We start from the raw sequence: 25,290 nt of genomic DNA on the forward strand, positions 1-25,290 counted from the left end.
CTCTCCGACTGCGCTCAGCGGGCGCCGAGCAGGTGCTCGATCATCAGCTGGTCGACCCGGACGACGCCGGCACCGCGCTTGGCCACGGCCTCGGCGTCGAAGTCCTCGAACGCCGACCGGTCGGCGAGCAGGTCCTCGAAGGACTCCCCCGCGGCCAGGGTGGGCTGGCGCAGCTCGGGGACGCGGGCGGCGGCCAACGCCTCCTGCACCTCCGGGTCGGCGCGGAACGCCGCGGCGCGCTCCTTGAGCAGCAGGTAGGTGCGCATGTTGGCCGCGGCCGAGCGCCACACGCCGTCCATGTCCTCGGTGCGCAGCGGCTTGTAGTCGAAGTGCCGCGGGCCGTCGTAGGCCGGGGCGCCGTCGACGCCGCCGTTCTCCAGCAGGTCGACGGTGGAGAAGGCCTGCAGCAGGTCGCCGTGGCCGAAGACCAGGTCCTGGTCGAACTTCGGGCCGTGCTGGCCGTTGAGGTCGATGTGGAAGAGCTTGCCGGCCCACAGCGCCTCGGCGATGCCGTGGGTGAAGTTCAGGTTGGCCATCTGCTCGTGCCCGGTCTCGGGGTTGAGCCCCACCAGGTGGGCGTGCTCGAGCTTGGCGATGAAGCCCAGCGCGTGCCCGATGGTGGGCAGGAAGATGTCGCCGCGGGGCTCGTTGGGCTTGGGCTCCAGGGCGAAGCGCAGGCCGTAGCCGCGGGCCTCGGAGTAGGCGGCCAGGGTGTCGATCGCCTCGGCGTAGCGGTCGAGGGAGGCGATGAGGTCCTTGGCCATGTCGACCTCGGCGCCCTCGCGGCCGCCCCACAGCACGTAGGTCTGCGCGCCCAGCTCGGCGGCCAGGTCCATGTTCCGCATGACCTTGCGCATCGCGTAGCGACGCACCTCGCGGTCGTTGGCGGTCAGGCCGCCCTCCTTGAACACCGGGTGGGTGAACAGGTTGGTGGTCACCATCGGCACGACCAGGCCGGTCTCGTCGATCGCGGCGCGGAAGCGCTTGATGTGCGCGTCCCGGGCGGCGGTGTCGCTGCCGAAGGGGATCACGTCGTCGTCGTGGAAGGTGACGCCGTAGGCGCCCATCTCGGCCAGCCGGTGCACCGACTCGACCACGTCCACCGGCTCGCGGGTGGCGGTGCCGAACGGGTCCGCCGCCGGCCAGCCGACCGTCCAGAGACCGAAGGTGAACTTGTCCTCGCGCGTGGGCTTCAGGTCGGTCATCAGGTGAGTTCCTCTCGAGTACAGGTGGATCAGGAGGTCTGCGGGGCGGTCACTTGCCGAAGCCGGCCGTCAGGCCGCCCAGCAGGTAGCGCCGACCGAACAGGTACAGCAGGAAGATCGGGACGACCGACAGCGTGACGGCTGCCAGCAGTCCCGGCACGTTGGTGCCGAACTGACCCTGGAAGTCCCACAGGCCCAGGGTGAGCACGCGGGTGTCCTTGGACTGGGTGAGCACCAGCGGGAAGAGGAAGCCGTTCCAGGCGTTGAGCGCGGTGAACACCGAGATGGTGGTGATCGCCGGCTTGGCCAGCGGCAGCACCAGGCTGCGCAGCACCGCGAACGGCCCCGCCCCGTCGAGGGTCTGGGCCTCGTAGAGCTCCTTGGGGATGTCCCGCAGGCTGTTGGTCATCACCAGCAACGCCACCGGCATGGCGTAGGCAGCCGTCGGCAGGATGATGGCCAGCAGGGTGTCGTAGAGCCGCATCTGGGTGATGAGCAGGTACACCGGGATGATCGTCGCCTGCGCCGGGATGGCCAGGCCGATCAGCATGATCGAGAAGCCGCGCTGCACCAGCCGGCCGGTGTTGCGGGCGATGGCGTAGGCCGCCGGGACGCACAGCCCCACCACGATCGCCACCGTGGCCACCGTGACGACGGCGGTGTTGACCAGGTAGGTGGGGAAGCCGCCGGAGAAGACCGTCCCGTAGTTCTCGCCCGTCGGGTCCGACGGGGGGTTCAGCGGGTTGGTCGACAGGTAGTCCTGCCGGGTCCGGAAGCTCGCCGCCACCAGGTAGTACAGCGGGACGGCCACGAGCACCAGCCAGAAGGTGGCGAGCACGCCGGCGAGGAGGTTGGGCTTCTCCCGGCGGCCGCCCGCACTGCCGCGACGGCGCGGCGGCCGGGAGGCCGTCGAGCCCGCGCTGATGGTCTCCGGGTGGATGGCGGTCTGGGTCACGGTCAGACCCCTTCCTGCTCGCTCTGCATGTTGCGGAACCCGGTCGCCCTGGTCACGACCAGGGACAGCACGCCACCGAGCAGGAGCAGCAGCACCGCGATGGCGCTCGCGTAACCGAGCTCGTAGGCGCTGAAGCCGGTGATGTACATGTACAGCGGCGCGACGCGGGTCGCCGTGCCCGGTCCACCGCCGGTGAGGATCAGGATCGTGTCGAAGGTGGTGAAGGAGCCCACCAGCATCAGCACGCTCGAGGTGACGATCGTGTAGCGCAGCAGCGGCAGGGTGATCTGGAAGAACTGCTTGAACCGCCCGGCGCCGTCGATGGTCGCCGCCTCGTACAGGCTGGCCGGGATCCCGCGGGTCGCCGCTTGGTAGAGCAGCGTGTGGAACGGGATGTACTGCCAGCTCACCACGAAGACGACGGTGTAGACGACGATCGAGGTGTCACCGAGGAAGTTGAAGCGGTCCAGGACCGGCAGCGCCTGGGTGACGCCGAAGTTGGTGTCGAGCACCGACCGCCACAGCAGGGCGATGGCGGCGGTGGACAGCAGCAGCGGGAGGAAGAACAGCGTGCTGAGCACGGCGCGGTTCCGCTGCTTGCCGGCCGCCCAGACCCCGATCATGATCGCGATCGGGGTCTGGACGAGCCAGGACAAGACCATGAACAAGAGGGTCAGCCCCAGCGAGTCGAGTGCCTCGCCGTCCCGGACCAGGCGCTCCCAGTTCTCCGTCCCGGACAGGCCCGGGAAACCGAAGCCCCTCCAGTCGGTGAAGCTGAGGTACACGACCAGCACCATGGGCACCAGCGCGAACAGCCCGAAGAAGAGCAGTGCCGGTGTGGCGTACCAGGCAGACGGCCGCTGCAGACCGGTCTGCACCGAGGACCCTCGTGAACTCATGATCTACCGTTCTCGTTCGATCTCTCAGCCGGCCAGCGCGTCGACGAAGCCCTGGGCGTCGATCTCGCCGAGGAAGAACCGCGACAGCTGCTCCAGCATCTCGTTGGCCTCGTCAGAGGTCAGGTCCTGGTCCCAGGAGAGCTGGAAGTTGTCGGCGGCCACGGCCGAGTCGTACACGAAGGTCGCGTGGTCGCCGTTGTCGGTGGCCGCGAGCTGGTCGCGGATGCCCTCGACCGGCGGCACGTCCCCGGCCTCGATCAGGTCGGTGATGTACTCGTCGCTGGTGAGCTGCGTCTCCAGGTACTCGCGGGCCGCCTCCTTGTTGCCGGAGTCGGCGGTCAGCGAGTAGAAGTTCGACACGTTGCCGACCAGGTTCGACGGGTCGCCCGCGCCACCCTCGACCGCCGGGAACTCCGTCCAGCCGAGGTCACCGGCGGCGACGAAGTCCGGGCTCTGGTCCAGCTGGTTGGTGTACTCCCACGAGCCCATCAGGTGGAAGCCCGCGTCGCCCTGCGCCAGGATCGTGGAGGCACCGCCGACGTCGTAGCCGACGGAGGCGAAGTCGCTGCCGAAGGCACCCCGCTCGATGAACTCCTGCAGCAGCGTCATCGCCTGGAGGACCTCCGGCTGCTGCCAGCCGCCCTCGACGCCGTCCCGGATGTTCTGGAACACCTGCGGGCCGCCGACGCGGTCGAGCAGGTACTCGGCCCACATCAGCTCGGTCCACGGCTGGTTGCCGGCCAGGGCCACCGGGGTCTTGCCCGCGGCCTTGAGCTGGTCGACGGCGGTGAGCATCTCGGCCCAGGTGGTCGGGACGGTGGCGCCGGCCTCGTCGAGGACCGCCTGGTTGTAGTACAGGACCACGGGCTGCATGCCGCGCATCGGCAGGCCGTAGTTCGCGCCGTCCAGCTCCGCGCCGGCGAGGACGCTCGGCAGGAAGGCGTCGCGCAGCTCGGGGTTCTCGTCGAGCAGCCCGGTCAGGTCCTCGACCTCGCCGGCGTCGACGTACTCCTTGAGGTTGCCGCCGCCCCAGTTGAAGAACAGGTCCGGCGCGGTCGGGGTGCCGATCGCGATGCGGAGCCGCTGCTTGTAGGGGTCGTTGCCGAACGTCGTGAGCTCGGCTTCGCCGGCCTCCGACTGCTCGTTGAAGCGCTCGATCGAGCCCTCGAGGATCGGCGCGAGGGCCGCGTCCTGCAGGGCCCAGACCTGGGCGGTGTCGCCGCCACCGCCACCGCCACCACCGGCGGGGCCGGAGGACCCGCAGGCGGCCATGGAGCCGATGAGGACGAGGGACGTGGCCGAGACGGCCACACGGCTCAGACGCCGGGATGTCATCCCACGCACCTTCCTGTTTCGTCGTTGAAAACCGAAAGTTTCGGGCAGTTGCGAGAACGTAAGCCACGTCACCGCCGGGTGTCAACGGCCCCGTCACTGCTCGTCCCGGCGTGTCGTCAATGCTGTGACCGGACCAGCGCAGACGACGCGCGGTGACCTCTGATGACTATGCAGCGACCGAAACTTTCGATAACGTTCCGGGCACGCCGACAGCGACGCCGGCCTGACCGCTCCCGTCGAGCCGGCCAGGCTCCCCGCGGAGCTGGACCGGCACCGATCGAGGACCGGGAGGGCCGAGCGTGCCACCGAACGAGCTGGGCCGACCGACGCTGGCGAGCATCGCCGCGGCGGCCGGGGTCTCGCTGCCCACCGTGTCGAAGGTCGTCAACGGCAAGCAGGACGTCGCCCCGGCCACCCGGGCCCACGTGCAGCAGCTGCTGGACCTGCACAACTACGTGCCGGTGACCCGGCGGGCGCCGGAGGACCTGCTGGTCGACGTGGTCTTCACCGCCCTCGACAGCCCCTGGGCCGTGGAGATCCTGCGCGGGGTCACCGAGAGCGGCCTGGAGGTCGTCGTCTCCTCCCAGGACCGCACCGCCGACACCGACTGGGTGCAGGCGCTGATCAACGGCGGCCGACGGGGCGCGCTCGTGGTCACCTCCCGCCTCACCGCCGCCGACCAGCGCCGGCTCGGCCGGTCGAAGCTGCCGGTGGTCGTCATCGACCCGGTCGACATGCCCGGGCAGGACGTGCCCAGCGTCGGGGCGACCAACTGGGCCGGCGGCCTGGCCGCCACCGAGCACCTCGTCGACCTCGGGCACCGCCGGATCGCGGTGATCGGCGGGCCGCAGGACTACCTGTGCAGCCGCGCACGGATCGACGGCTACCGCGCCGCGCTGGAGCGGGCCGGCATCACCGTCGACCCCCAGCTGCTGCGGCACGGCACCTTCCGGCACCAGGGCGGGTACGACCAGGCGCAGGCCCTGCTCGCGCTCCCCGACCCACCGACCGCGATCTTCGCCGGCAGCGACGAGCAGGCCTTCGGGGTGATGGAGGCCGCCCGCCAGGCCGGGCTGTCGGTCCCTCGCGACCTCAGCGTCGTCGGCTTCGACGACCTGCCGATGGCCCGCTGGTCGTCCCCACCGCTGACCACCGTGTGCCAGCCGCTGGCCGACATGGGCCGGATGGCCGGCCGGATGCTGCACGAGCTGATCGACGGCGGCGCGCTCGCCAGCCAGCGGGTCGAGCTGGCCACCCACCTCGTCCCCCGCGCGTCCACGGCCACCCCACGACGTTGACCCCAGCCTGGCGCTGACCACCACCCGACCTCCCCGGCGGACGGCCCACCGCCCTCCGCCGGCGCCCGAACCGAACCGAACCAGGAGCCCGTCTCGTGACCGAGCCCCAGTCCCTGCCCGACCTCGACGCCCAGCAGCAGGACGCATGGCGGGACCAGTCCCGCCCGCTGCCCGAGCGGGTCCGCCTGCTGATGGAGGCGATGACCCTCGAGGAGAAGGTCGCCCAGCTCTACGGGGTCTGGACCGCCATCTCCGAGGGCGAGGAGGTGTCGCCGAACCAGCACGAGTTCGCCGAGCCGCTGCCGCCGTGGGAGGAGCTGACCAAGCCGGGGCTGGGCCAGCTGACCCGCGTCTTCGGCACCGGCCCGGTCGAGCCGGAGACCGGCGCCCGGGTGCTCGCCCAGACCCAGCGCGGCATCGTCTCCGGCTCCCGGCTGGGCATCCCGGCGATCGCCCACGAGGAGTGCCTGACCGGGTTCACCGCCTGGAAGGCGACCGTCTTCCCCACCCCGCTGGCCTGGGGCGCCGCCTTCGACCCGGAGTCGGTGGAGACGATGGCCCGCGGGATCGGCGAGCTGATGCGCTCGGTCGGCGTGCACCAGGGGCTCTCCCCCGTGCTCGACGTCAGCTTCGACCACCGCTGGGGCCGCACCGAGGAGACCATCGGCGAGGACCCCTACCTGGTCGCCGCCCTGGGCAGCGCCTACGTCCGCGGCCTGGAGAGCGCCGGCATCGTCTCCACCCTCAAGCACTTCGCCGGCTACTCCGGCTCCGGCGCGGGCCGCAACCACGCCCCGGTGCGGATGGGCCAGCGGGAGTTCCGGGACGTCGTCCTCCCGCCCTTCGAGACGGCGCTGCGCGACGGTGGCGCCCGCTCGGTGATGAACAGCTACGCCGCCGTCGACGGCGTCCCGCCCGCCGCCGACCCGGGCCTGATGACCGACCTGCTCCGCGGCGAGCTCGGCTTCGACGGAACCGTCGTCGCCGACTACTTCGCCGTCTCCTTCCTGGAGACCACCCAGGGCGTGGCCGGCGGCCCGGGTGAGGCCGCGGCGCTGGCGCTGGCCGCCGGCATCGACGTCGAACTGCCCACCGTGCGCTGCTACGGCGAGCCGCTGCTGGAGCTGCTGCGCACCGGCGCCGTGCCGCTGGAGCTGGTCGACCGCGCGCTGGAGCGCGTGCTGCTGCAGAAGGGCGAGCTGGGCCTGCTGGACGCCGGCTGGGACCCCGAGCCCGAGGCGCTGCGCGACGGCGGCGAGCTGGACTTCGACCCGCCGCACATGCGGGCGCTGGCCCGCACGCTCGCCGAGCGCTCGGTGGTGCTGCTCGCCGACCGGGCCGGGGTGCTCCCGCTGCAGGAGCCGGCCCGGCTCGCGGTCGTCGGCCCCGCCGCCGACGAGGTGCTCTCGCTGATGGGCTGCTACGCCTTCCCGAACCACGTCGGCGTCGCCCACCCCGACATGGACCTGGGCATCGAGCTGCCGACCCTGCTCGACGCCGTGCGCAGCGAGTTCCCGGGTGCGCAGATCAGCACCGCGCGCGGCGTGCCGGTGCAGGAGGTGGACCGCAGCGGCATCGCCGAGGCGGTGCGCACCGCCACCGAGGCCGACGTGGTCCTGGCCGTGCTCGGCGACGTCGCCGGCCTGTTCGGCCGCGGCACCTCCGGCGAGGGCTGCGACGCCGACGACCTGCAGCTGCCCGGCGCCCAGGCCGAGCTGCTCGACGCCCTGCTCGACACCGGCAAGCCGGTCGTCGTGGTGCTGCTGACCGGCCGCCCGTACGCCCTGGGCGCGGTCACCGACCGGGCCGCCGCGATCGTGCAGGCGTTCTTCCCCGGCGAGGAGGGCGCGGGCGCGGTCGCCGGCGTGCTCAGCGGGCGGGTCAACCCCTCCGGGCGGCTGCCGGTCCAGGTGGCCCGCACCCCGGGCGGTTCCCCGGCCACGTACCTGCACGGCGCGCTCGGCGCGAAGAGCGGGATCAGCGCCGCCGACCCCACCCCGGCCTTCCCGTTCGGCCACGGGCTGTCGTACACGACCTTCGCCTGGGACGACCTGCAGGTCGACGGCGCACCGGACGGCGCCTGGGCCACCGACGGGACCGTCACCGTCTCCTGCACGGTGCGCAACACCGGCGAGCGGGCCGGCGCCGACGTCGTCCAGCTGTACCTGTCCGACCCGGTGGCCAGCGTGGTGCGCCCGGTGCGTCAGCTGGTCGGGTTCGCCCGGGTCGAGCTGGCCGCCGGCGCCGCCGCGCGGGTGTCCTTCACGCTGCACGCCGACCGCACCGCGTTCACCGGGCGCGACCTGCGCCGCGTGGTCGAGTCCGGGGACGTCGTCCTGGCGCTGGGCGCCTCCAGCGAGGACCTGCGGCTGACCGCGCCGCTGCGGCTCACCGGGGCCGACCGGGTGGTCGGCGCCGACCGCGTGCTCACCACCCCGGTGGAGACCACCGCGCTGTAGGACCTGGTCACGACAGCGGCCGCCGACCCATCGGGTCGGCGGCCGTTGTCGTGTGTCCGGTCAGCAGGTCCTCGGGGTCACAGCCCGACGAGCTCGTGCAGGGCGCCGACCTCGGTGCGGGTGAGCTTGCGGATCGTGCCGCTGCGCATCCGGGCCAGCTCGATCGGGCCGACCGCGGTGCGGGTGAGCCGGTTGACCGGCAGGCCGACCTCGGCCAGCAGCCGCCGGACGATGTGCTTGCGGCCCTCGTGCAGCACCACCTCGACCACCGACTGGCCGGCGTGGGTGTCCACGACCTGGAAGGAGTCGACCTTGACCGGCCCGTCCTCCAGCTCGATGCCCTTGCGCAGCCGCTTGGCCATGTCCCGGGGCACCGAGCCGCTGACCTGGGCCAGGTAGGTCTTCTTCACCTCGTAGGAGGGGTGGGCGAGCCGGTGGGCCAGCTCGCCGTCGGTGGTGAGCAGCAGCAGGCCCTCGGTGTCCTGGTCGAGCCGGCCGACGTGCACGAGGCCGGCGGCCAGGTCGCCCATCATCTCCCCCACCGTGGGCCGGCCGCGGTCGTCGCTCATCGAGGTGATCACGCCGAAGGGCTTGTTCATCGCGTAGCTGACCTTGTCGTTGCGGATGTCGATCCGCCGCCCGTCGACCGCGATGACCGCGGTGTCGGGGTCGACCCGCATGCCCTGCACCCGCACGACCTGGCCGTCGACGGAGATCCGGCCCTGGTCGATCATGTCCTCGCAGACCCGGCGGGAGCCGACACCGGCGCGGGCCAGCACCTTCTGCAGCCGCTCGCCCTCACCGGCCTCGGTCGCGGTGTCCTCGGCGTCGCCGGGGTGGACCGGGGCGAGCTCCATGTCCTCGGACCAGCCCTCGCCGCCGGAGGTCGTCGACTCGTCATCGGGTGCGGTGTTCATCCCCGCCATCCTCCCACCCCGGCGCACTCCTTCCGACCATCGCTCGCCCGCCCGGGGGGGACCGGCCCCTGCGGCCGTGTCGGACACCATGGCCGCGAGGGGTCAGGCGTCGGGGTGCTCGTCGAGGACGGTGCCGGTGTCGGGGAGCAGCGGGGCCAGTTCGGGCAGCTCGTCGAGGCCGGTGAGGCCCAGCCGTTCCAGGAACAGCGGCGTGGTCACGTAGAGCCCGCCGCCGGTGTCGGGGTCGGCGCCGGCCTCGCGGACCAGCCCGCGGGTGACCAGCGTCCGGACGACGGCGTCCACGCCCACCCCGCGGATCGCCGACACCCGGGCCCGGGTGACCGGCTGCCGGTAGGCGATGACCGCGAGGGTCTCCAGGGCGGCCTGGGTGAGCCGGCTGCGCTGGCCCTCCAGCAGGTGCCGCTCCACGACGGCGGCGTGCTCCTCCCGGGTGTAGAGCCGCCACCCCTCCCCCACCCGGCGCAGCGTGATCCCCGCCCGGCGCGCGTCGTAGTCGGTGGCCAGCGCGGCCAGCTCGCGTCGCACCCGGCGCACCGAGCAGCGCAGCGCCGCCGCGAGCGAGCCCTCGTCGACGGGGCTGTCGACGACGAACAGCAGCGCCTCCAGCCCACCGCGCAGCGCCTGCGGGTCCAGGTCCGGGTCGTCCGGCTCCGGGTCCGGTGCGGCGGCCTCCTCGACCCGGGCCTCGGGCTCGGGGACGACGACCAGCTCCACCGGCGGGGCGGCGGGCCCGCGGGCCAGCACGGGGGCCGGCGCCTCCTCGACGGTCGCCGCCTCCTCGGCCGCGGCCGGGTCCGCGACGGGCACGTCCGGAGAGCTGGTGCCCAGGTCGGCGGCCAGCCGGGCGGCGACCGCGCCCCAGTCCTCCGCGGGGGTGTCGTCCTGCTCGAGCCCGGCGGCGACCTCGGCGGCGACGGCGTCCCAGGAGAAGGGACGCGGCTCCTCCGGCCGGTCGCTCACGTGTACTCCGCCAGGTGCTCGGTGGTGTCGGGGTCGACCTCGTCGGGCAGGCGCCCGCCCACCAGGTCGGGCCCGGTCCAGCGCACGTGCAGCTCACCCAGCGGCGACACCTGGTCGAAGGTCACCAGCTGCTGGCGGTAGAGCTCCAGCAGCGCCAGGAACCGCGCGACGACCTCCAGGGTGTGCGCGCAGTCGCTGCTCAGGGCCCGGAACGTCGCCGTCCCGGCGGTGGCGACCCGGCTGCGCACCAGCAGCAGCTGCTCGGTGACGCTGACCGCGGGGGCGTGCAGGTGGGTGACGCTGACCGTCGGCGGGGGCTTGGGCACCAGCGCCTGGTGCGCCAGGGCGGCGAACTGCTCGGGGGTGACCCCCAGCAGCACCTCGGGCAGCAGGTCGGCGAACCGCTGTTCCAGGCCCACGGACCGCGGGTACCGGCGGGACGCCTCGGCCTCCCGGCTGCGCAGGAACTCCGCGGCGCGCTTGTAGGCCCGGTACTGCAGCAGCCGGGCGAAGAGCAGGTCGCGGGCCTCCAGGACGGCGAGGTCCTCCTCGTCCTCGACGTCGGCGGCGGGCAGCAGCCGGGCGGCCTTGAGGTCGAGCAGGGTGGCGGCGACGACCAGGAACTCGCTGGCCTGGTCGAGGTCGAGCTCGTCACCGAGGGCCCGCAGGTGGGCGATGAACTCGTCGGTGACCACCGAGAGCGCGATCTCGGTGACGTCGAGCTTGTGCTTGCCGATCAGCTGCAGCAGCAGGTCGAACGGGCCCTCGAAGTTGGTCAGCCGGACGGTGAACCGCCCGTCGCCGGACGTCGGGGCCTCCACCGCCTGCGCCGTCGTCACGCTCCGACCCTAGACGGGCACGCAGCGCCGGTCAGGCTGCTGACCACACCGGCCCCTGCAGCACCGCACCGTCGGGCTCCGGCGACGGTGCCGCCCGACCCGCGGGAGGACGCCCCCGCGGGCCGGGCCCAGGTCAGTTGGGTCGGGCCCAGGTCAGTTCTTGCGCAGCCGGCGGACCAAGACCGAGTCCTCGCCGTGCACCTCGAGGTCGGCCAGCAGCACGGCGATCGCCTCACGGACGATCCGGCCGCGGTCGGCGGCCACGCCGTGCTGGCCGCGCAGGGTGAGCCGGGCGGTCTCCAGGGCCAGCAGCTCCTCGGCGGAGCAGTAGACGGTGATCTTCTCCTCGTGCTTGGTGCGGCTCTTCTCCGCGCGCTGCCGGGGCGCCTTGGGCGCGGCCGCGGGCAGGGTGGCGCGGTGCGCGGCGAGCTCGTCGACGACGATCCGCGGCGCGCCGCCGTCCACGTCGGGCACCAGCGCCAGCGGCGCGGCCGGGGCGGGCGTGCCGCCGGCGGTCGGCGTGGCGTCGGCGTCCCGGCTGGTGCGCAGCGCGGGCGAGGCCTGCGCGGCGGCCAGGGTCGGCAGCTCGGTGACCGGCGCCGGCGGCGGCGTGGCCGGGGTGTCGGTGCGCCGGAACAGCTCGGCGGCGCCCGGCAGCACGGGGCGGCGGGTCACGCGGTCACCTCCGTGGCGTCCGTCGGGCGTGCGGTGAGGGGTGACCTCGGGAACGCGGTCACAGGGCGAGGACCTCCTTGGCCAGGTCGCGGTACGCCGCGGCGCCCGTCGACGACGGGGCCCACTGGGTGATCGGCTGCCCGGCGACGGTGGTCTCCGGGAAGCGCACCGTGCGGGTGATGACGGTCTGGAACACGGTGTCGCCGAAGGCCTCGACGACCCGGCTGAACACCTCGCGGCAGTGCACGGTCCGCGTGTCGTACATGGTGGCCAGGATCCCGGAGATCTCCAGGGACGGGTTGAGCCGCTCCTTGACCTTGTCGATGGTGTCCACCAGCAGGGCGACGCCACGGAGGGAGAAGAACTCGCACTCCAGCGGGATGATCACGCCCTGTGCGGCGGTGAGCGCGTTGACCGTGAGCAGCCCGAGGGAGGGCTGGCAGTCGATCAGCACGTAGTCGTAGTCGGCCCGGATGGGGGCCAGCACGCGCAGCAGCGTCTGCTCGCGCGCGACCTCGCTGACCAGCTGCACCTCGGCGGCGGACAGGTCGATGTTGCTCGGCACCAGGTCCAGACCCGGGATGCCGGTGGCGACGCGGACGTCGGCCAGCGAGGTGGCCGGCTCCATCAGCGCGTTGTAGATGGTGCGCTCCAGCCCCTGGGAGGGGACGCCGAGGCCGACCGACAGCGCGCCCTGCGGGTCGAGGTCGACCAGCAGCACCCGGCGGCCCTGCTCGACCAGCGCCGCGCCCAGGTTGATCGTGGACGTCGTCTTGCCGACGCCGCCCTTCTGGTTGCACATGGCGATGACCTGGGCCGGGCCGTGCGAGCTGATCGGCTTGGGGTCGGGCAGCCGGCGTTGCCGCGCACGGGCAGGGTCGACCCGGCTCGCCGGAGCACCCATCTCGGCGCCTCCGGCCGGGTCCCCGACGTACGGGAGCCCGACGGCGGACCCCGCCGCCTCGGCTCGTGTCGACATCGCTTCTGCCTCTTCCCTGGGTCGCACCGGACCGTGGTCACCGGCCGGTGACGACGGCGGGAGGACGTGGTGGACCTGCGGGGGGAAGCCGCTGGTCCGTTCTCCCGCTCCCGTTCTCGGCAGCGCCCGGGGCGACCGTGACCACCTCGGGTCACCTTGTCGACAAGTTGCCGTCCGACGGCGCTCGTCGGCCCCCGGGACCGGGCTGGTGGCTGTCTGCGCCGCACGGAGACAGCCACCAGCCCGCCCTCGACAGGGGCCAGCGGCCAGGGGGGAGCTGGTGCGCGGCCTGCTCGCCGCTCTGGCGGGCTGAGCTCAGCGCACGGCGCGGGGGTGGCTGGTGGCGTAGACCTCGCGCAGCCGCTCGACGGTGACCAGCGTGTAGACCTGCGTCGTGGTCACCGAGGCGTGGCCGAGCAGTTCCTGCACCACCCGGACGTCGGCGCCGCCGTCGAGCAGGTGGGTGGCGAAGGAGTGCCGCAGCGTGTGCGGGGAGAGCTCGGCGGAGATGCCGGCCCGCTCGGCGGCCGAGCGCAGGATCGACCACGCGCTCTGCCGGGACAGCGGCCCGCCCCGGGCGTTGAGGAACAGCGCTCCCCCGGCCCGGCCGCCGCGCGGGGAGGCGGCCGCCAGCGCCGGTCGGGCCCGCACCAGGTAGTCCTCCACGGCCTTGACCGCGTAGCTGCCGACCGGGACGACGCGCTCCTTGCCGCCCTTGCCGGCCAGCCGCACCGCCGCCGAGCCCGGGTCGAGGTCGTCGACGGCCAGCCCGACGGCCTCGGAGATCCGGGCGCCGGTGCCGTAGAGCAGCTCCAGCAGCGCCCGGTCCCGCAGCCCGCGGGGCCCCTCGACCGAGCCGGCGGCGGACAGCAGCGCCTCGACGTCGGCGACCGGGATGGCCTTGGGCAGCCGCCGCGCCGGGGCCGGGGGGCGCACCTCGGCCGCCACGTCGTCGGGCACCAGCCCGTCCAGCAGCGCGAACCGGTGCAGCCCCCGGACGGCGACCACGGCCCGGGCGGCCGAGGTGGCCGACAGCGGGGGGTGGTCGTTCTCGCCGGACCGCAGCGCGGTCAGGAACGCCGACACGTCGGACTCCCCCACCTCGCCCAGCCCGCGCACGCCGCCGGCGGCGAGGAACTCCGCGTACCGGCGCAGGTCGCGGCGGTAGGAGGCGATGGTGTTGGCCGCCAGGCCGCGCTCGACGGTGAGGTGGTCCAGGTAACCGGTGATCGTCCGCTCGACGTCCGGCCCCGCCGGGGTGGCGGGGCGGGTGGACGACGCGCTGGTGGTGGGGGCCGTCAGGACAGCACCTCCTGCCAGGGCACCGACGGCAGCGCGTGCGCGTCGGCGACGCCGGCGTGCACCAGCTGCCCGCCGGCCACGTTCGCCCCGCGGGCCAGCGCCGGGTCGGCGGTCAGCGCGGCCGCCGTCTCGGAGTTGGCCAGGGCCAGCACGTAGGGCAGCGTGACGTTGGTGAGGGCGTAGGTCGAGGTGTGCGGCACGGCGCCGGGCATGTTGGCCACGCAGTAGAAGACCGACTCGTGCACCCCGAACGTCGGGTCGTCGTGCGTGGTGGGCCGGGTGGACTCGAAGCAGCCGCCCTGGTCGACGGCGATGTCGACCAGCACCGACCCGGGCTTCATCCGGGCCACCAGGTCGTCGGTGACCAGCACCGGCGCCTTCGCCCCGGCCACCAGCACCGCGCCGATGACCAGGTCGGCCTCCAGCACCGCCCGCTCCACCTCCAGGGCGTTGGAGGCCACGGTCTGCAGGTGCCCGCGGTAGAGCCGGTCGGCGGCGCGCAGCTTCTCCAGGTCGCGGTCGAGCACGGTGACCTGCGCCTGCATGCCCAGGGCGATGGTGGCGGCGTTCATCCCCGACACCCCGGCCCCCAGGACGACGACCTTGGCCGCGTGCACGCCGGAGACGCCCCCGAGCAGCACGCCGCGCCCGCCGGAGGCCCGCTCCAGGGTGTGCGCGCCGACCTGCGGCGCCATCCGGCCGGCGACCTCGCTCATCGGGGCCAGCAGCGGCAGCGCGCCGCCGTCGGTCTGCACCGTCTCGTAGGCGATCGCGGTGGTGCCCGAGGCGAGCAGCGCGTCGGTGCACTCGCGGGAGGCCGCCAGGTGCAGGTAGGTGAAGAGGGTCTGCCCGGCGCGCATCCGGCCGAACTCCTCGGCGACCGGCTCCTTGACCTTGAGCAGCAGGTCGGCGTCGGCCCAGACGTCGTCGGCGGTGGGCACGATCCGCGCTCCCGCTGCGGTGAAGTCGGCGTCCGGGATGGACGACCCGACGCCCGCGTCGTGCTCGACGAGCACCTCGTGCCCGGCCGCGACCAGCTCGGTCACCCCGGACGGGGTGAGCGCGACCCGGTACTCCCGGTTCTTGACCTCTCGGGCGACTCCGACCCGCATCTGCACTGACCCCCGGTCTCGGCGGGCGACCACCGGGGTGTCGGTGGTGCCACCGCGTCTGGGCGGCCCGGTCGGGGCGCGCCTCCGGCGGAGTCTAGGCACGGACGGCGTCCGGGGTGTGTCACCGGCCACGTCCGGCCGGTCGCAGGCCGCCCACGGTGACCTGGGTGGAGGCGGCAGCAGGCCGGCGGGTCGTCCGCCGCCCGCCCCGGTCAGACGGTGGCCGGGTCCCGCCGCACTCCGTACCGCACGCAGACGAACTCGCCGTTGCGCGCGCACTCCAGCACCTCGAGCTCCACCCGGCGCGGCAGCAGCGGCGCCCCGCCGCCCAGCGTCACCGGGGCGATGGACACCACCACCTCGTCCAGCAGGCCCCGGTCGGCGAACTGGCCGGCCAGGTCACCGCCGCCGACCACCCAGACGTCCCGGCCGGCGGCGGCCCGGACCATCTCGGTGTGCACCCGGCCCACGTCGTCCGCGGTGACCCGCAGGTCCGCCCCCGGCGGCGGGGAGAGGTCACGGTGGGTGAACACCCAGGTGGGGTGCTCCGGCGACCAGTCGGGCTCGTGCTCCCGCACCCACCGGTACGTGCTCGCGCCCATGGCCGCAGCACCGACCCCGGCGACGAAGCCGTCCCAGCCCATCGGACCGGCGGGGTCGCTGTCCCGGCTCAGCAGCCAGTCCAGGGAGTGCTCGGTGGTGGCGATGAAGCCGTCCAGCGAGGTGGCGGTGTAGTACACGGTGCGGGTCACGGGTTCCTCCTGCTCAGCCACTCGATCGGGTCGCCGGCGTCGACGGCGACGCCGGCCGCACGCAGCCAGTGCCGGGCCAGCTGCCGCCGGTGCGCGCCGTAGGTCAGCACGTGGGCGACGACGCTGCTCAGCACGAAGCTCTCCGGCGGTTCGCACAGCGCGTCGACGAGCCGGTCGCCCCAGGCGCCGCGGCGCGAGACGTCCCGCACGAACGCCAGCCACCGCGGCGCCGCCTCGTCGTGCCGGGCCAGCAGGGCGGCCGGGTCGTCGGCGCCGCGGTGCGGGTGGTCGGCGCCCTCCACCGAGGCCAGCCACACCTCGGTGGTCCAGACCTGGTGCTCCAGGAGGGTCGCCAGCGACCCCTCCGGCCCGTCCCAGGGCAGCACCTGCAGCCGCGGGTCGCGCATCCGCCGGTACTCCTCCGCCGGCAGCTGCGCGGCGGTGACCAGCAGGGCGCGGGTGTCCTCGAGGTCGTGGTGCACCAGCAGCGCGGTCACCTCGTCACCACCCCGGCCCTGCGGCGGGTCGGCCACCCACAGCGAGGCGGGCGGGTGGAAGTGGATGCCGTTCGGCGCAGGCAGCCAGTGGTCGTCCCGGGCCTGCGCCGGCGCCGGCCGGCCCGGGGTGCGGCCGTAGGCCCGGCTGAACGCCCGGCTGAAGCCCTCCACCGACTCGTAGCCGGCGGCGAAGGCGACGTCGGTGACACTGCGCCCCTGCTGCAGCTGCCAGGCCGCACGCTCCAGCTCCACCCGGCGGCGCAGCGCCACCGGTGACTCGCCGGCGCCCCGGCTCACCTGCCGGGTGAAGTGCCAGGGCGAGGCGTAGGCGTCACCGGCCATCTCGGTCAGGGTGCGGTTGTCCTCGGCCAGCACGGCGTCCAGCAGCTCGCGCAGCCGGTCCCGCCCGGCGGTCGCCTGGTGCTCGGTCATGCGGGCAGTCTGTCGCTCGGCGGGCCCGGGGCGCCCGACCGTTCTTGCTCGGATCGCCGTCCCCGGCGCGGTGACGGAGCATGCCCAGGGTCACCCGTCCCCCACCCGCGGAGCCGACCGATGCGCCTGTACGCCGACCACCCCGATCGCCGCTCCCGCCAGCTCGCCGCCGACCTGGGGCTGCTGGCCTGGGCGGTGCTGTGGGTGCTGGCGGCCCGCGCGGTGCACGGCGCGGTCCTGGTGCTCGCCGAGCCCGGCCGGTCGCTGGCCGACCTGGGCCGGTCGATCTCGGACACCATGGGCTCGGCGGCCGGGGCCGCCGAGGACGTCCCGCTGGTCGGCGACGAGCTGGCCACCCCGTTCGACGCCCTCGGCGAGGCCGGCGGCGCGGTCACCGGGGCCGGGCGGGACGCCGAGGACGCCGCCCGCACGCTGGCCGCCGTGCTCGCCGTCGTCCTGGTGGTGCTGCCGGTGGGCTGGTTGCTGCTGCGCTGGCTGCCCTGGCGGCTGCGCTGGCTGCGGGAGGCGGCGGCCGCCGACCGGCTCACCGGCCGGGGCGCGGACGGGCTCCCGGACCTGGAGCTGCTGGCCGCCCGGGCGATGGCGACCGCGCCGCTCCCCCAGCTGGCCCGCCTGCCAGCCGGCACCGGGGCCGGCTGGCGGGCGGGCGACCCGGCGGCGCTGCGCGCGCTCGCCGGGCTGGAGCTCGACCGGCTCGGGCTGCGGCAGTCCGAGCGGCCGGGCCCGGGTCAGTCGGTGCTGTAGCCGCAGGCGGCGACGGCGGCCGCGCAGACGTCCTCGTCCTGCTGACCGGTGCCACCGCTGCCGCCCAGGGCCCCGACCAGCGTGCCGTCGGAGTACACCGGCACCGCGCCGGTCTGCGGGGTGAACTTCCCGTGGGTCATCGTGGTGATCGCCGAGGCGAAGTTCGGCATCGGCTCCATCTTCGCCTTCTGCGCCGCGCTGGGCGCCCCGTAGGCGGCGGCCGTCCACGCCTTGCCCTGGGCGACCTCGGCGGAGATCCACGGGGCGCCGTCCATCCGGACGAAGGCGACGAGGTGGCCGCTGGGGTCCATCACGGCGAAGGACATCGGGACGCCGAGCTTCGTCGACTCCTCGCGGGCGGACTGCAGCAGGGACAGGGCCTGGTCATGTGTCAGCACCGGGCCACCTTCGCCCGCCGCACGCTCCCGGGGCAAGCCGGGCCGGGACGTCAGACGGCGTCGAGCGGGCGCAGCCGGGGCGCGGTGGCCCGCACCTGCGCGGCGGCGAGCACCCCGATCGCGGCGAGTGAGTTGCGGATCGTGCCGTCGAAGACCCACTGGACCGCCTCGGCCAGCGGCACCCGCTGCACGGTCATGTCCAGCTCCTCGTGCTCGACCACGAAGCCCTCGGGGCGGGCGACCTCGGACAGCCCCTCCGCGAGGTAGAGCAGCACCTTCTCGTCGCAGAAGCCCGGCGAGGGGTGGTGGGTGGTGAGCAGCGACCACCGGTCGGCGTGCAGCTGCACCTCCTCGGCCAGCTCGCGCCGGGCGGCGTCCACCGGTGCCTCGCCGTCGACGTCGAGCAGCCCGGCCGGCACCTCCCACAGGTGCTCCCCGATCGGGTGCCGGTACTGCGTCAGCATCACCACCCGGTCCTCGTCGTCCAGGGCGACGATGCCGACCGCGCCGCCGTGGTGCACGACCTCCCGCACGCTGTCCCCGCCGCCGGGCATGGCCACGGTGTCCTTGCGCAGCGAGATGACCCGCCCGGTGTAGACCTCCTCGGAGGCCAGCACCTCGTAGCGGTGGGCCATCAGATGCCGACCTGCTCGTCCTCGGGCACCGGCAGCCGGGCGGCGTCCTGGAAGGTCGCCGCGGCGGCCACGAAGGCGGCGAACAGCGGGTGCGGCCGGGTGGGCCGGCTCTTGAGCTCCGGGTGCGCCTGGGTGCCGACGAAGAACGGGTGCACGTCGGCGGGCAGCTCGGCGAACTCGACCAGCGTGCCGTCCGGCGAGGTGCCGGAGAAGACCAGCCCGGCCTCGGTCAGCCGGTCGCGGTAGGCGTTGGCCACCTCGTAGCGGTGCCGGTGCCGCTCGGTGATCTCGGTCGACCCGTAGGCGCCGGCCACCACCGAGCCCGGCTGCAGCGCCGCCGGGTAGCTGCCCAGCCGCATCGTCCCGCCCATGTCGCCCCGGCCGGCCACCACGTCCAGCTGGGTGGCCATCGTGGAGATGACCGGGTCGGGGGTCTCCGGGTCGAACTCGGTGGAGTTGGCGCCGGTGATGCCGGCCAGGTCGCGGGCCACCTCGATGACCATGCACTGCAGGCCCAGGCACAGGCCCAGCGTCGGGATGCCGTTCTCCCGGGCGTGCCTGATCGCGCCGAGCTTGCCCTCGATGCCGCGCACCCCGAACCCGCCGGGCACGCAGACCCCGTCGACGCCGGCCAGCGCGGCCGCCGCGCCCTCGGGCGTCTCGCAGTCGTCGGAGGGCACCCAGCGGATCTGCACCCGCGAGCGGTGCGCGAACCCGCCGGCCCGCAGCGCCTCGGTGACCGACAGGTAGGCGTCGGGCAGGTCGATGTACTTGCCGACCAGCGCCACGGTGACCGTCTGCCTGGGGTCGTGCACCCGGTCGAGCAGGTCGCCCCACACGGTCCAGTCGACGTCCCGGAAGGGCAGGCCCAGCCGGCGGACGACGTAGGCGTCCAGGCCCTCGCGGTGCAGCACCTTGGGGATGTCGTAGATCGACGGGGCGTCCGGGCAGGAGGTGACCCCCTCGGCGTCCACGTCGCACATCAGGCCGATCTTGCGCTTGATGCCCTCGGAGATCTCCCGGTCCGACCGGCAGACCAGCGCGTCGGGCTGGATGCCGATGCTGCGCAGCTGGGCCACCGAGTGCTGGGTGGGCTTGGTCTTCAGCTCGCCGGAGGGGGCGATGTAGGGGATCAGCGAGATGTGCAGGAAGAAGCAGTTGTCCCGGCCGATCTCGTGCCGCACCTGCCGGGCGGCCTCGAGGAAGGGCAGCGACTCGATGTCACCGACCGTGCCGCCGATCTCGGTGATCACCACGTCCACCCGCTCGGCGGACTCGGCGCCGGCCAGGATGCGGGCCTTGATCTCGTTGGTGATGTGCGGGATCACCTGCACCGTGTCGCCCAGGTACTCCCCGCGCCGCTCCTTGGCGATCACGTCGGAGTACACCTGGCCGGTGGTCACGTTGGCCCGGCCGGTGAGGTCGGTGTCGAGGAACCGCTCGTAGTGCCCGATGTCCAGGTCGGTCTCGGCGCCGTCCTCGGTGACGAACACCTCCCCGTGCTGGAACGGGTTCATCGTCCCCGGGTCGACGTTGAGGTAGGGGTCCAGCTTCTGCATGGTGACCCGCAGGCCCCTGCTGGAGAGCAACGCCCCCAGGGAGCTTGCGGTCAGGCCCTTGCCCAGTGACGACACGACGCCGCCGGTGACGAAGACGAACTTCGTCGGCTGGGAGTTGGGGAGAAGAGGTCCGCGGTCACGAGGTTCTGCCAGTCGACCCACGGACGACCACGCTAACACGGTCCTCCGGCTCCGCCGGGACCCCCTCGGCCGGCCCGTGCTCCGGCGGCGGGGTCGGCGCGGAGGCGACCAGCCACACCAGCAGCGGCACCAGCAGGGTGGCGGCGGTCGCCGGCAGCGCCACGCCGCTGTCGTTGACCGCGGCCCCGACGGCGAGGGTCAGCGCGACCGCGGTCAGCCCGGCGCGCAGCACCCGGACGTCGGCCACCGGCAGACCCGCCGCGGGCCGGCCGGGGGTGCTGCGCAGCAGGCCGCCGGGCCGCAGCAGCCACAGCGCCGCGACCAGCGCGACCAGCAGCATCCAGGCCAACGGGCTGCCGAGCAGGATCGAGACGTTGGCCTGCGCCTTGCGGCCGATGACGGTCCACGCCTGGCCGTCGACCACCTGCCCGACGAACCGGCCCAGGTGGCTGCGCTCGTCGGCCGGGCCCATCCAGTCCAGCACCGCCACCGAACCGACGGCCAGCACGGCGGCGGCCAGCACGGCCACCAGCCGGGTCACCGTCACCCGGATCCGGGCCAGCAGCATGCCCAGCACCAGGAACCCGGGGACGGCGGCCAGCACGCCACCGAAGTCCCGGCCCAGCGAGGGCGCACCGACGAGCACCACGCAGCCCACCCCGGCGGTCAGCACCGGCAGCAGCCAGTGCCGGCGGCCCGGCGCGGGGCTGCGCCGGGCGACCGCGGCGGCCGCCGCGGCGGTGAGCAGCAGCGCGCTGACCGACAGCAGCCCGAAGGTGAGGTTGCCGTACCCGGTGAACCGGCCGGCCACGATGGCGTCGTAGCCCAGCAGCCCGTTGAGCTCCAGGTGCGACCCGGTGAGCACGTCCCCGGCGAGGGTGCCGAGGGTGACCGCCAGCACGACGACGCCCGGGCCCAGCCGGCGGCGGCGCCACGGGCCGAGCACGGCGACGGCGGTGAGCAGCAGGTCGGCGGCGACCACCGAGCCGGCCAGCGCCACCCGGGGCCGGTCGGCGAGCTCCCAGGGCGCCAGGTTCGCCAGGTAGGTGGCGACCGGCAGGCCGGCCACGGCCAGCGCGAGCACCCGGACCACGGCCGCGGTGCGCCGTCCCCGGGGCCGGCTGCGCAGCCACGCCTGCGCCCGGCCGCGCCCGCCCCGCCGGCCCGGCAGCCGGCCGCGGTCCCAGCCACCCAGCCCGACCACCCCGAGAGCGACGACCAGGGCACCGAGGGCCACCAGCAGCCAGAAGGTGGTGGCCGTGCTGCGGTAGTGCACCACCGCGCCGGTGTTCATCTCCGCCAGCTCGTCCAGGGCGGCCGCGAGGTCCGGGCGGTCCAGCCCCAGGGCGCGGAGCACGGTCGGCGCGACGTCGATCAGCTGGACGAACGGTGCCCGCCCGGTGCTGGCCGAGGTCAGCCACCCCGGCGTCATGCCCGGCCCGTGGGCCAGCCCGACGTGCAGCTGCGGGCGGCCCCCGTTGACCTCGGAGATGCCCTGCAGCAGCAGCAGGGTCTCCCCCGGCAGCGCGTCGGCCGCCGTCCGGAGACGGCCGACGACGTCGTCGATGCGGGTCAGCGCGGCCTCACGGGCCGAGGGCTGGGTGCCGGTGTCGGTCTCGTCGGGCAGCGGGAGGCCGGCGTCGGTGAGGTGGTCCAGCGACACCAGGGTCAGGGGGCACTGCGCCATCAGCTCGGTGAGGGCCGGCTGCCCGAGGGGCAGGGTGTCCAGCACCGTGAAGCGGCTGGACTCCCCCGCGACCGCGAGCGAGGCGGCCCGGCCGACCGCGGTGCTGCAGCTGACCGCCTCCCCCAGGGCGCCCGGCTCGGCACCGAACCGGGCGGTCGCCTCGTCCTCGGCGATCCGGGCGACCGTGCGCTGCGGCTCGGCCAGCCCCACCTCGGCGACCTGCTCCTCCAGGCCGCAGTAGGACAGCCGCGCGTCCACCGGCGGCGTCGGGGGCTGCTCGACCCCGTTGACCGGCGGCGCCCCCTCCTCGGCGGCGGACTCGGCCTGGTCCTCCGGGAGCGGCGCGCTGGGCAGCGGCACCGGCGGGACCGGCTCGACCGGCCCCGGGTACCGCGCGCGGTTCCCCGCGCCCAGGGTCGCCCAGCCGTCGAGCAGGCAGGTGGTCGGCCGCGCCGCCCGGACCGACAGCGCGCCGATCGCGGAGTCCTCGGCCAGCGCCCACAGCTGAGGCGTCCGCTCGGGGTCCAGGTCGGCCCAGGTCAGCCCGGGCACGCCGATCGTCAGCACCTGGTCGGCCCGCCACCGGTCCGCCGCGTCGGCCCCGGCTGCCGGCCCGGCGCCACCGGCGAGCAGCGTGACCAGGGCGAGCAGCACGACCAGCAACGGGCGGGAGCCGGGCACCGACCTCATCGGGGCGGCCCCAGCAGCTCCCGGTACAGGCCGACCAGCTGCGCGGCGGTGGCCGCCTCGTCGGGCCAGGTGGCCGCCCGGCGGGGGCCGGCCGCACCGAGCCGGGCGATCCGCGCCGGGTCGGTGAGCACGCCGGCGACCGCGTCGGCCAGCGCGGCGGCGTCCCCGTACGGGACCAGCTCCGCGGCGTCCCCGACCAGCTCGGGGATGCCGCCCACGGCGGTCGCGACCAGCGGCGTCCCGGCGCGCAGCGCCTCCTGGGCGGTCAGCGACCGGGCCTCCCAGACCGAGGGCAGCACGCACACGTCCGCCGCACCCAGCAGGTCGGCGACGTCGGTGCGCCGCCCCAGCAGGACGACGGGCAGCCGTTCGGCGGCGATCCGGGCGGCGAGCTCGTCGTGCAGCGGACCGTCGCCGGCGATGGCCACCAGCGGGGTGGGGCGCAGCCGCGGGTCGTCGGCCCAGCGGGCGACGGCGTCCAGCAGCAGGTGGTAGCCCTTCTGCGGGTGCAGCCGGCCGACGGCCACCACCAGCGGCCGCACGTCGTCGTCCAGGCCGACCTCCCGGCGGACGTCGGGTCGGGCCCGCTCGGCCGGGCGCAGCGGCGGAGCCGAGACGGGCGCGACGCGCACGTCGGTGGCGCCCAGCCGGCGGGCGTTCTCGGCCAGGTCACCGGAGGCGGCCAGCACCACGTCGGCCCCGCGGATCGTCGCCCGCTCGGCCGCCTGCAGCACCCGGCGGCGCAGCCCGCCGCCCTCGGGCAGCGCGTTGTGCAGGGTCAGCACCAGCGGACGGCGACCGGCGGCCGGCCACCGGGCGGCGGCGGCGACCAGGCCGGCGCGCAGGCCGTGGGCATGCACCAGGTCGGCGCCGCGGGTGGCCCGGCGCAGCGCGAGCACCGCGCGCAGGTCGGCGGCGGGGGCGAGCCCGGCGGAGATGCCCACCGCCCGGAAGTCGGCGCCGGTCGCGGTGAAGCCGAACAGCTCCTCGGTCGCCCGCGGGCCGCACACCCGCACCGCGGCACCGGCCCGGCCCAGGGCGGTCAGCACCGACCGCAGGTGGGTGCCGACCCCGCCGGTGCTGGTGGCCAGCACCTCGGCGATCCGGCGGTCGGCCAGCGGACGCTGCTCAGTCATCCGACTCCTCCTCAGCGTCCCGGCTCCGCAGTCCGTGCACGGCCGCGAGCAGCGGCCGCCGGGCGGCCCCCATCATGACCGCCGCGGCGATCACCAGCACCACCCCACCGGCCACGACCCCGGTGCCGATCGCGGCCGGCAGGCCGCCGTCGGGAACGGGGTCGGCGCCCAGCGCCCGGGCGGTCAGCCACCCACCCGCGCCGGCGGCCAGCCCGGCCAGCACCGCCGGCCCCCCGGTGCGCGCCACCCCGGTCAGCGCCCCGCCACCGGCGACCCGGCGCAGCACCACGAGCAGCGCCAGGCCGGCCACGGTCACCCCGATGCTGTGCCCGGCGCCCAGCGCCAGCGCCCGGTCGCCCGCCGGCAGCACCGCGGCCAGCACCAGGTCGGCCAGGACGGCGACCAGCCACCCGGCCACCACGCAGGCCGTGGGCTCCCGCCACAGGCCCCGGGCGTACAGCGCCCGGGTCAGCAGCGCGACCAGTCCGTAGCCCAGCAGGCCGGGCGCGAAAGCGGCGATCGTCGCCTGCAGGGCGTCGGCGGCGCCGGCGTCCTCCGGGGCGGTCAGGAAGACCCGCGCCATCGGCCCGGAGACGGCGACCAGGCCCGCGGCGGCCACCGCGCTGGCCACCAGGGTGAGGACGACGGCCGGGGCCAGCGTACGCCGGTACCCCTCCTCGTCGCCGACCGCGGCCCGCTCGGTGAGCCCCGGGTACACCGAGGTGGCCAGCGGGACGGCGAGGGCGGCCCACGGCAGCAGGAAGACCGTCATCCCGGCGAGGTAGGCGACCTGGGTGCCGTCGGGGGCACCGGCGTTGGCCAGCCGGATCGCCACCACGGCGACCAGTTGCTGGCCGGCGAGGGTGAGCACCCCGGCCAGGGCCAGCCGGCGCACCCGCGGCGCCGCGCCCACCGGGAAGCGCAGCGTGGGCCGCAGCCCCAGCCGCAGACCGCGCAGCGGCACCAGCAGGCACCCCGCCAGCGCCAGCACGCCCAGCGTCGTCCCGACCCCGAGCACCAGCTCGGCGGTGGTGGACAGCCCGGCGGCGTCGCGGTCGCCGTCCAGGCCGGCGAAGAGCAGGTAGGCGGAGGCGACCACCACGGTCGACAGCAGCGGCGCCAGCGCCGGCCCGGCGAAACGCCGGTGCGCCTGCAGCACGCCGGTCAGCACCACCGCCACGCCGTACAGCACCACCTGGGGGGCGAAGACGAGCAGGAAGCGGGCGGCCAGGTCGACCTGGGTGGGGTCGTCGCCGAGCAGCGCGCCGGCGATCGGCCGGGCCAGCAGCGCCAGCAGCGCGGCCAGCGGCACCAGCACCAGCAGCGACCACCCCAGCAGCGCGCCGGCGGTGCGGCGCACCTGCTCCCGGTCGCCGGCGGCGATGCCACCGGCGAGCATCGGGACGACGAGGCTGGCCAGCGCGCCGCCGGCGACCACCTCGAAGACGATGTTCGGCACGGTGTTCGCCGCGACGTAGGTGTCGGCGGTGCTGCCGGCGCCGACGGCGTTGGTGAACACGACCGTTCGGCCGAAGCCGGCCAGCCGGGACAGCAGCGTGAGCACCGAGATGAGCACGGCCGCGCCGGCCACGCCCTGGACGACCCGGCGGCGGGTGCCGGCGGTCACCGCCGTGACCGCCGG

General features: G+C 74.9%; 22 protein-coding genes. 3 read left to right on the forward strand and 19 right to left on the reverse strand.

From position 1 onward, the window contains the following. Positions 1-14: 14 nt before the first annotated feature. The 4 genes from xylA to ACJTNH_RS06465 are packed head-to-tail and all read right to left on the reverse strand — an operon-like array spanning position 15 to position 4,394. The gene (xylA, locus tag ACJTNH_RS06450) at positions 15-1,205 is read right to left on the reverse strand and encodes a xylose isomerase (protein WP_458173756.1); all 1,191 of its coding nucleotides are present in this window, start codon (positions 1,203-1,205) and stop codon (positions 15-17) included. A 49-nt stretch (positions 1,206-1,254) separates the two neighbouring features. Beyond that, positions 1,255-2,160, reverse strand: coding sequence for a carbohydrate ABC transporter permease (locus ACJTNH_RS06455; protein WP_458173758.1), 906 nt, complete (start codon positions 2,158-2,160; stop codon positions 1,255-1,257). Between the two features lie 2 nt (positions 2,161-2,162). After that, complete coding sequence (locus ACJTNH_RS06460) at positions 2,163-3,059, reverse strand: carbohydrate ABC transporter permease (RefSeq protein ID WP_458173761.1); 897 nt, start codon at positions 3,057-3,059, stop codon at positions 2,163-2,165. Between the two features lie 24 nt (positions 3,060-3,083). Beyond that, a complete protein-coding gene (locus tag ACJTNH_RS06465) occupies positions 3,084-4,394 on the reverse strand; it encodes an ABC transporter substrate-binding protein (protein ID WP_458173763.1) in 1,311 nt (436 codons plus the stop codon). Positions 4,395-4,693: 299 nt separating this feature from the next. On the opposite strand from ACJTNH_RS06465, the gene ACJTNH_RS06470 reads away from it, so the two are divergent. After that, on the forward strand, positions 4,694-5,692 hold the full coding sequence (locus tag ACJTNH_RS06470; protein WP_458173765.1) for a LacI family DNA-binding transcriptional regulator: 999 nt from the start codon (positions 4,694-4,696) through the stop codon (positions 5,690-5,692). 95 nt (positions 5,693-5,787) lie between these two features. Further along, complete coding sequence (locus tag ACJTNH_RS06475) at positions 5,788-8,151, forward strand: beta-xylosidase/alpha-l-arabinosidase (RefSeq protein ID WP_458173768.1); 2,364 nt, start codon at positions 5,788-5,790, stop codon at positions 8,149-8,151. A gap of 77 nt (positions 8,152-8,228) precedes the next feature. Here the strand turns inward: ACJTNH_RS06475 and ACJTNH_RS06480 are convergent, their stop codons facing one another. The 9 genes from ACJTNH_RS06480 to ACJTNH_RS06520 form a co-directional block, all read right to left on the reverse strand. Continuing rightward, entirely contained in the window at positions 8,229-9,068 is an 840-nt protein-coding gene (locus ACJTNH_RS06480) for a pseudouridine synthase (RefSeq protein WP_458173771.1), read from the reverse strand. Positions 9,069-9,170: 102 nt separating this feature from the next. After that, entirely contained in the window at positions 9,171-10,049 is an 879-nt protein-coding gene (gene scpB / locus ACJTNH_RS06485) for an SMC-Scp complex subunit ScpB (RefSeq protein WP_458173773.1), read from the reverse strand. Continuing rightward, positions 10,046-10,888 carry a segregation and condensation protein A gene (locus ACJTNH_RS06490; protein ID WP_458173775.1) on the reverse strand — a complete coding sequence of 281 codons (843 nt, stop codon included), beginning with the start codon at positions 10,886-10,888 and terminating at the stop codon, positions 10,046-10,048. The genes scpB and ACJTNH_RS06490 overlap by 4 nt, the downstream gene beginning before the upstream one ends. A gap of 153 nt (positions 10,889-11,041) precedes the next feature. Continuing rightward, positions 11,042-11,563: a hypothetical protein gene (locus tag ACJTNH_RS06495; RefSeq protein WP_458173777.1), complete on the reverse strand. Its 522-nt coding sequence runs from the start codon at positions 11,561-11,563 to the stop codon at positions 11,042-11,044. Between the two features lie 58 nt (positions 11,564-11,621). Beyond that, the gene (locus ACJTNH_RS06500; protein WP_458173779.1) at positions 11,622-12,542 is read right to left on the reverse strand and encodes a ParA family protein; all 921 of its coding nucleotides are present in this window, start codon (positions 12,540-12,542) and stop codon (positions 11,622-11,624) included. A gap of 315 nt (positions 12,543-12,857) precedes the next feature. Further along, entirely contained in the window at positions 12,858-13,772 is a 915-nt protein-coding gene (gene xerD, locus ACJTNH_RS06505) for a site-specific tyrosine recombinase XerD (protein ID WP_458173831.1), read from the reverse strand. A gap of 68 nt (positions 13,773-13,840) precedes the next feature. After that, the gene (gene ald / locus ACJTNH_RS06510; protein ID WP_458173781.1) at positions 13,841-14,956 is read right to left on the reverse strand and encodes an alanine dehydrogenase; all 1,116 of its coding nucleotides are present in this window, start codon (positions 14,954-14,956) and stop codon (positions 13,841-13,843) included. A 212-nt stretch (positions 14,957-15,168) separates the two neighbouring features. Then, positions 15,169-15,708 carry a dihydrofolate reductase family protein gene (locus tag ACJTNH_RS06515; RefSeq protein ID WP_458173783.1) on the reverse strand — a complete coding sequence of 180 codons (540 nt, stop codon included), beginning with the start codon at positions 15,706-15,708 and terminating at the stop codon, positions 15,169-15,171. Then, positions 15,705-16,637 (reverse strand): helix-turn-helix domain-containing protein, encoded by a 933-nt coding sequence (locus ACJTNH_RS06520; protein WP_458173785.1) that lies wholly within the window; start codon positions 16,635-16,637, stop codon positions 15,705-15,707. The genes ACJTNH_RS06515 and ACJTNH_RS06520 overlap by 4 nt, the downstream gene beginning before the upstream one ends. A gap of 120 nt (positions 16,638-16,757) precedes the next feature. On the opposite strand from ACJTNH_RS06520, the gene ACJTNH_RS06525 reads away from it, so the two are divergent. Next, positions 16,758-17,402 carry a hypothetical protein gene (locus ACJTNH_RS06525; RefSeq protein ID WP_458173787.1) on the forward strand — a complete coding sequence of 215 codons (645 nt, stop codon included), beginning with the start codon at positions 16,758-16,760 and terminating at the stop codon, positions 17,400-17,402. Here ACJTNH_RS06525 and ACJTNH_RS06530 read toward each other — a convergent pair. The 6 genes from ACJTNH_RS06530 to murJ are packed head-to-tail and all read right to left on the reverse strand — an operon-like array spanning position 17,387 to position 25,275. Next, positions 17,387-17,800, reverse strand: a complete 414-nt coding sequence (locus ACJTNH_RS06530; RefSeq protein ID WP_299960277.1) for a GlcG/HbpS family heme-binding protein — start codon at positions 17,798-17,800, stop codon at positions 17,387-17,389. The two genes, ACJTNH_RS06525 and ACJTNH_RS06530, sit on opposite strands and share 16 nt — an antisense overlap. A gap of 50 nt (positions 17,801-17,850) precedes the next feature. Beyond that, the gene (locus tag ACJTNH_RS06535; RefSeq protein WP_458173789.1) at positions 17,851-18,435 is read right to left on the reverse strand and encodes an NUDIX domain-containing protein; all 585 of its coding nucleotides are present in this window, start codon (positions 18,433-18,435) and stop codon (positions 17,851-17,853) included. Beyond that, complete coding sequence (locus ACJTNH_RS06540) at positions 18,435-20,156, reverse strand: CTP synthase (protein WP_458173791.1); 1,722 nt, start codon at positions 20,154-20,156, stop codon at positions 18,435-18,437. Before ACJTNH_RS06540 ends, ACJTNH_RS06535 begins: the two co-directional genes overlap by 1 nt. Beyond that, positions 20,131-22,503 carry a hypothetical protein gene (locus ACJTNH_RS06545; protein WP_458173793.1) on the reverse strand — a complete coding sequence of 791 codons (2,373 nt, stop codon included), beginning with the start codon at positions 22,501-22,503 and terminating at the stop codon, positions 20,131-20,133. Before ACJTNH_RS06545 ends, ACJTNH_RS06540 begins: the two co-directional genes overlap by 26 nt. Before the next feature lie 5 nt (positions 22,504-22,508). Further along, on the reverse strand, positions 22,509-23,648 hold the full coding sequence (locus ACJTNH_RS06550) for a glycosyltransferase family 4 protein (RefSeq protein WP_458173795.1): 1,140 nt from the start codon (positions 23,646-23,648) through the stop codon (positions 22,509-22,511). Beyond that, positions 23,641-25,275: a murein biosynthesis integral membrane protein MurJ gene (gene murJ / locus ACJTNH_RS06555; RefSeq protein ID WP_458173797.1), complete on the reverse strand. Its 1,635-nt coding sequence runs from the start codon at positions 25,273-25,275 to the stop codon at positions 23,641-23,643. The genes ACJTNH_RS06550 and murJ overlap by 8 nt, the downstream gene beginning before the upstream one ends. Positions 25,276-25,290: the final 15 nt, after the last annotated feature.

This window comes from Modestobacter lacusdianchii, assembly GCF_054177765.1.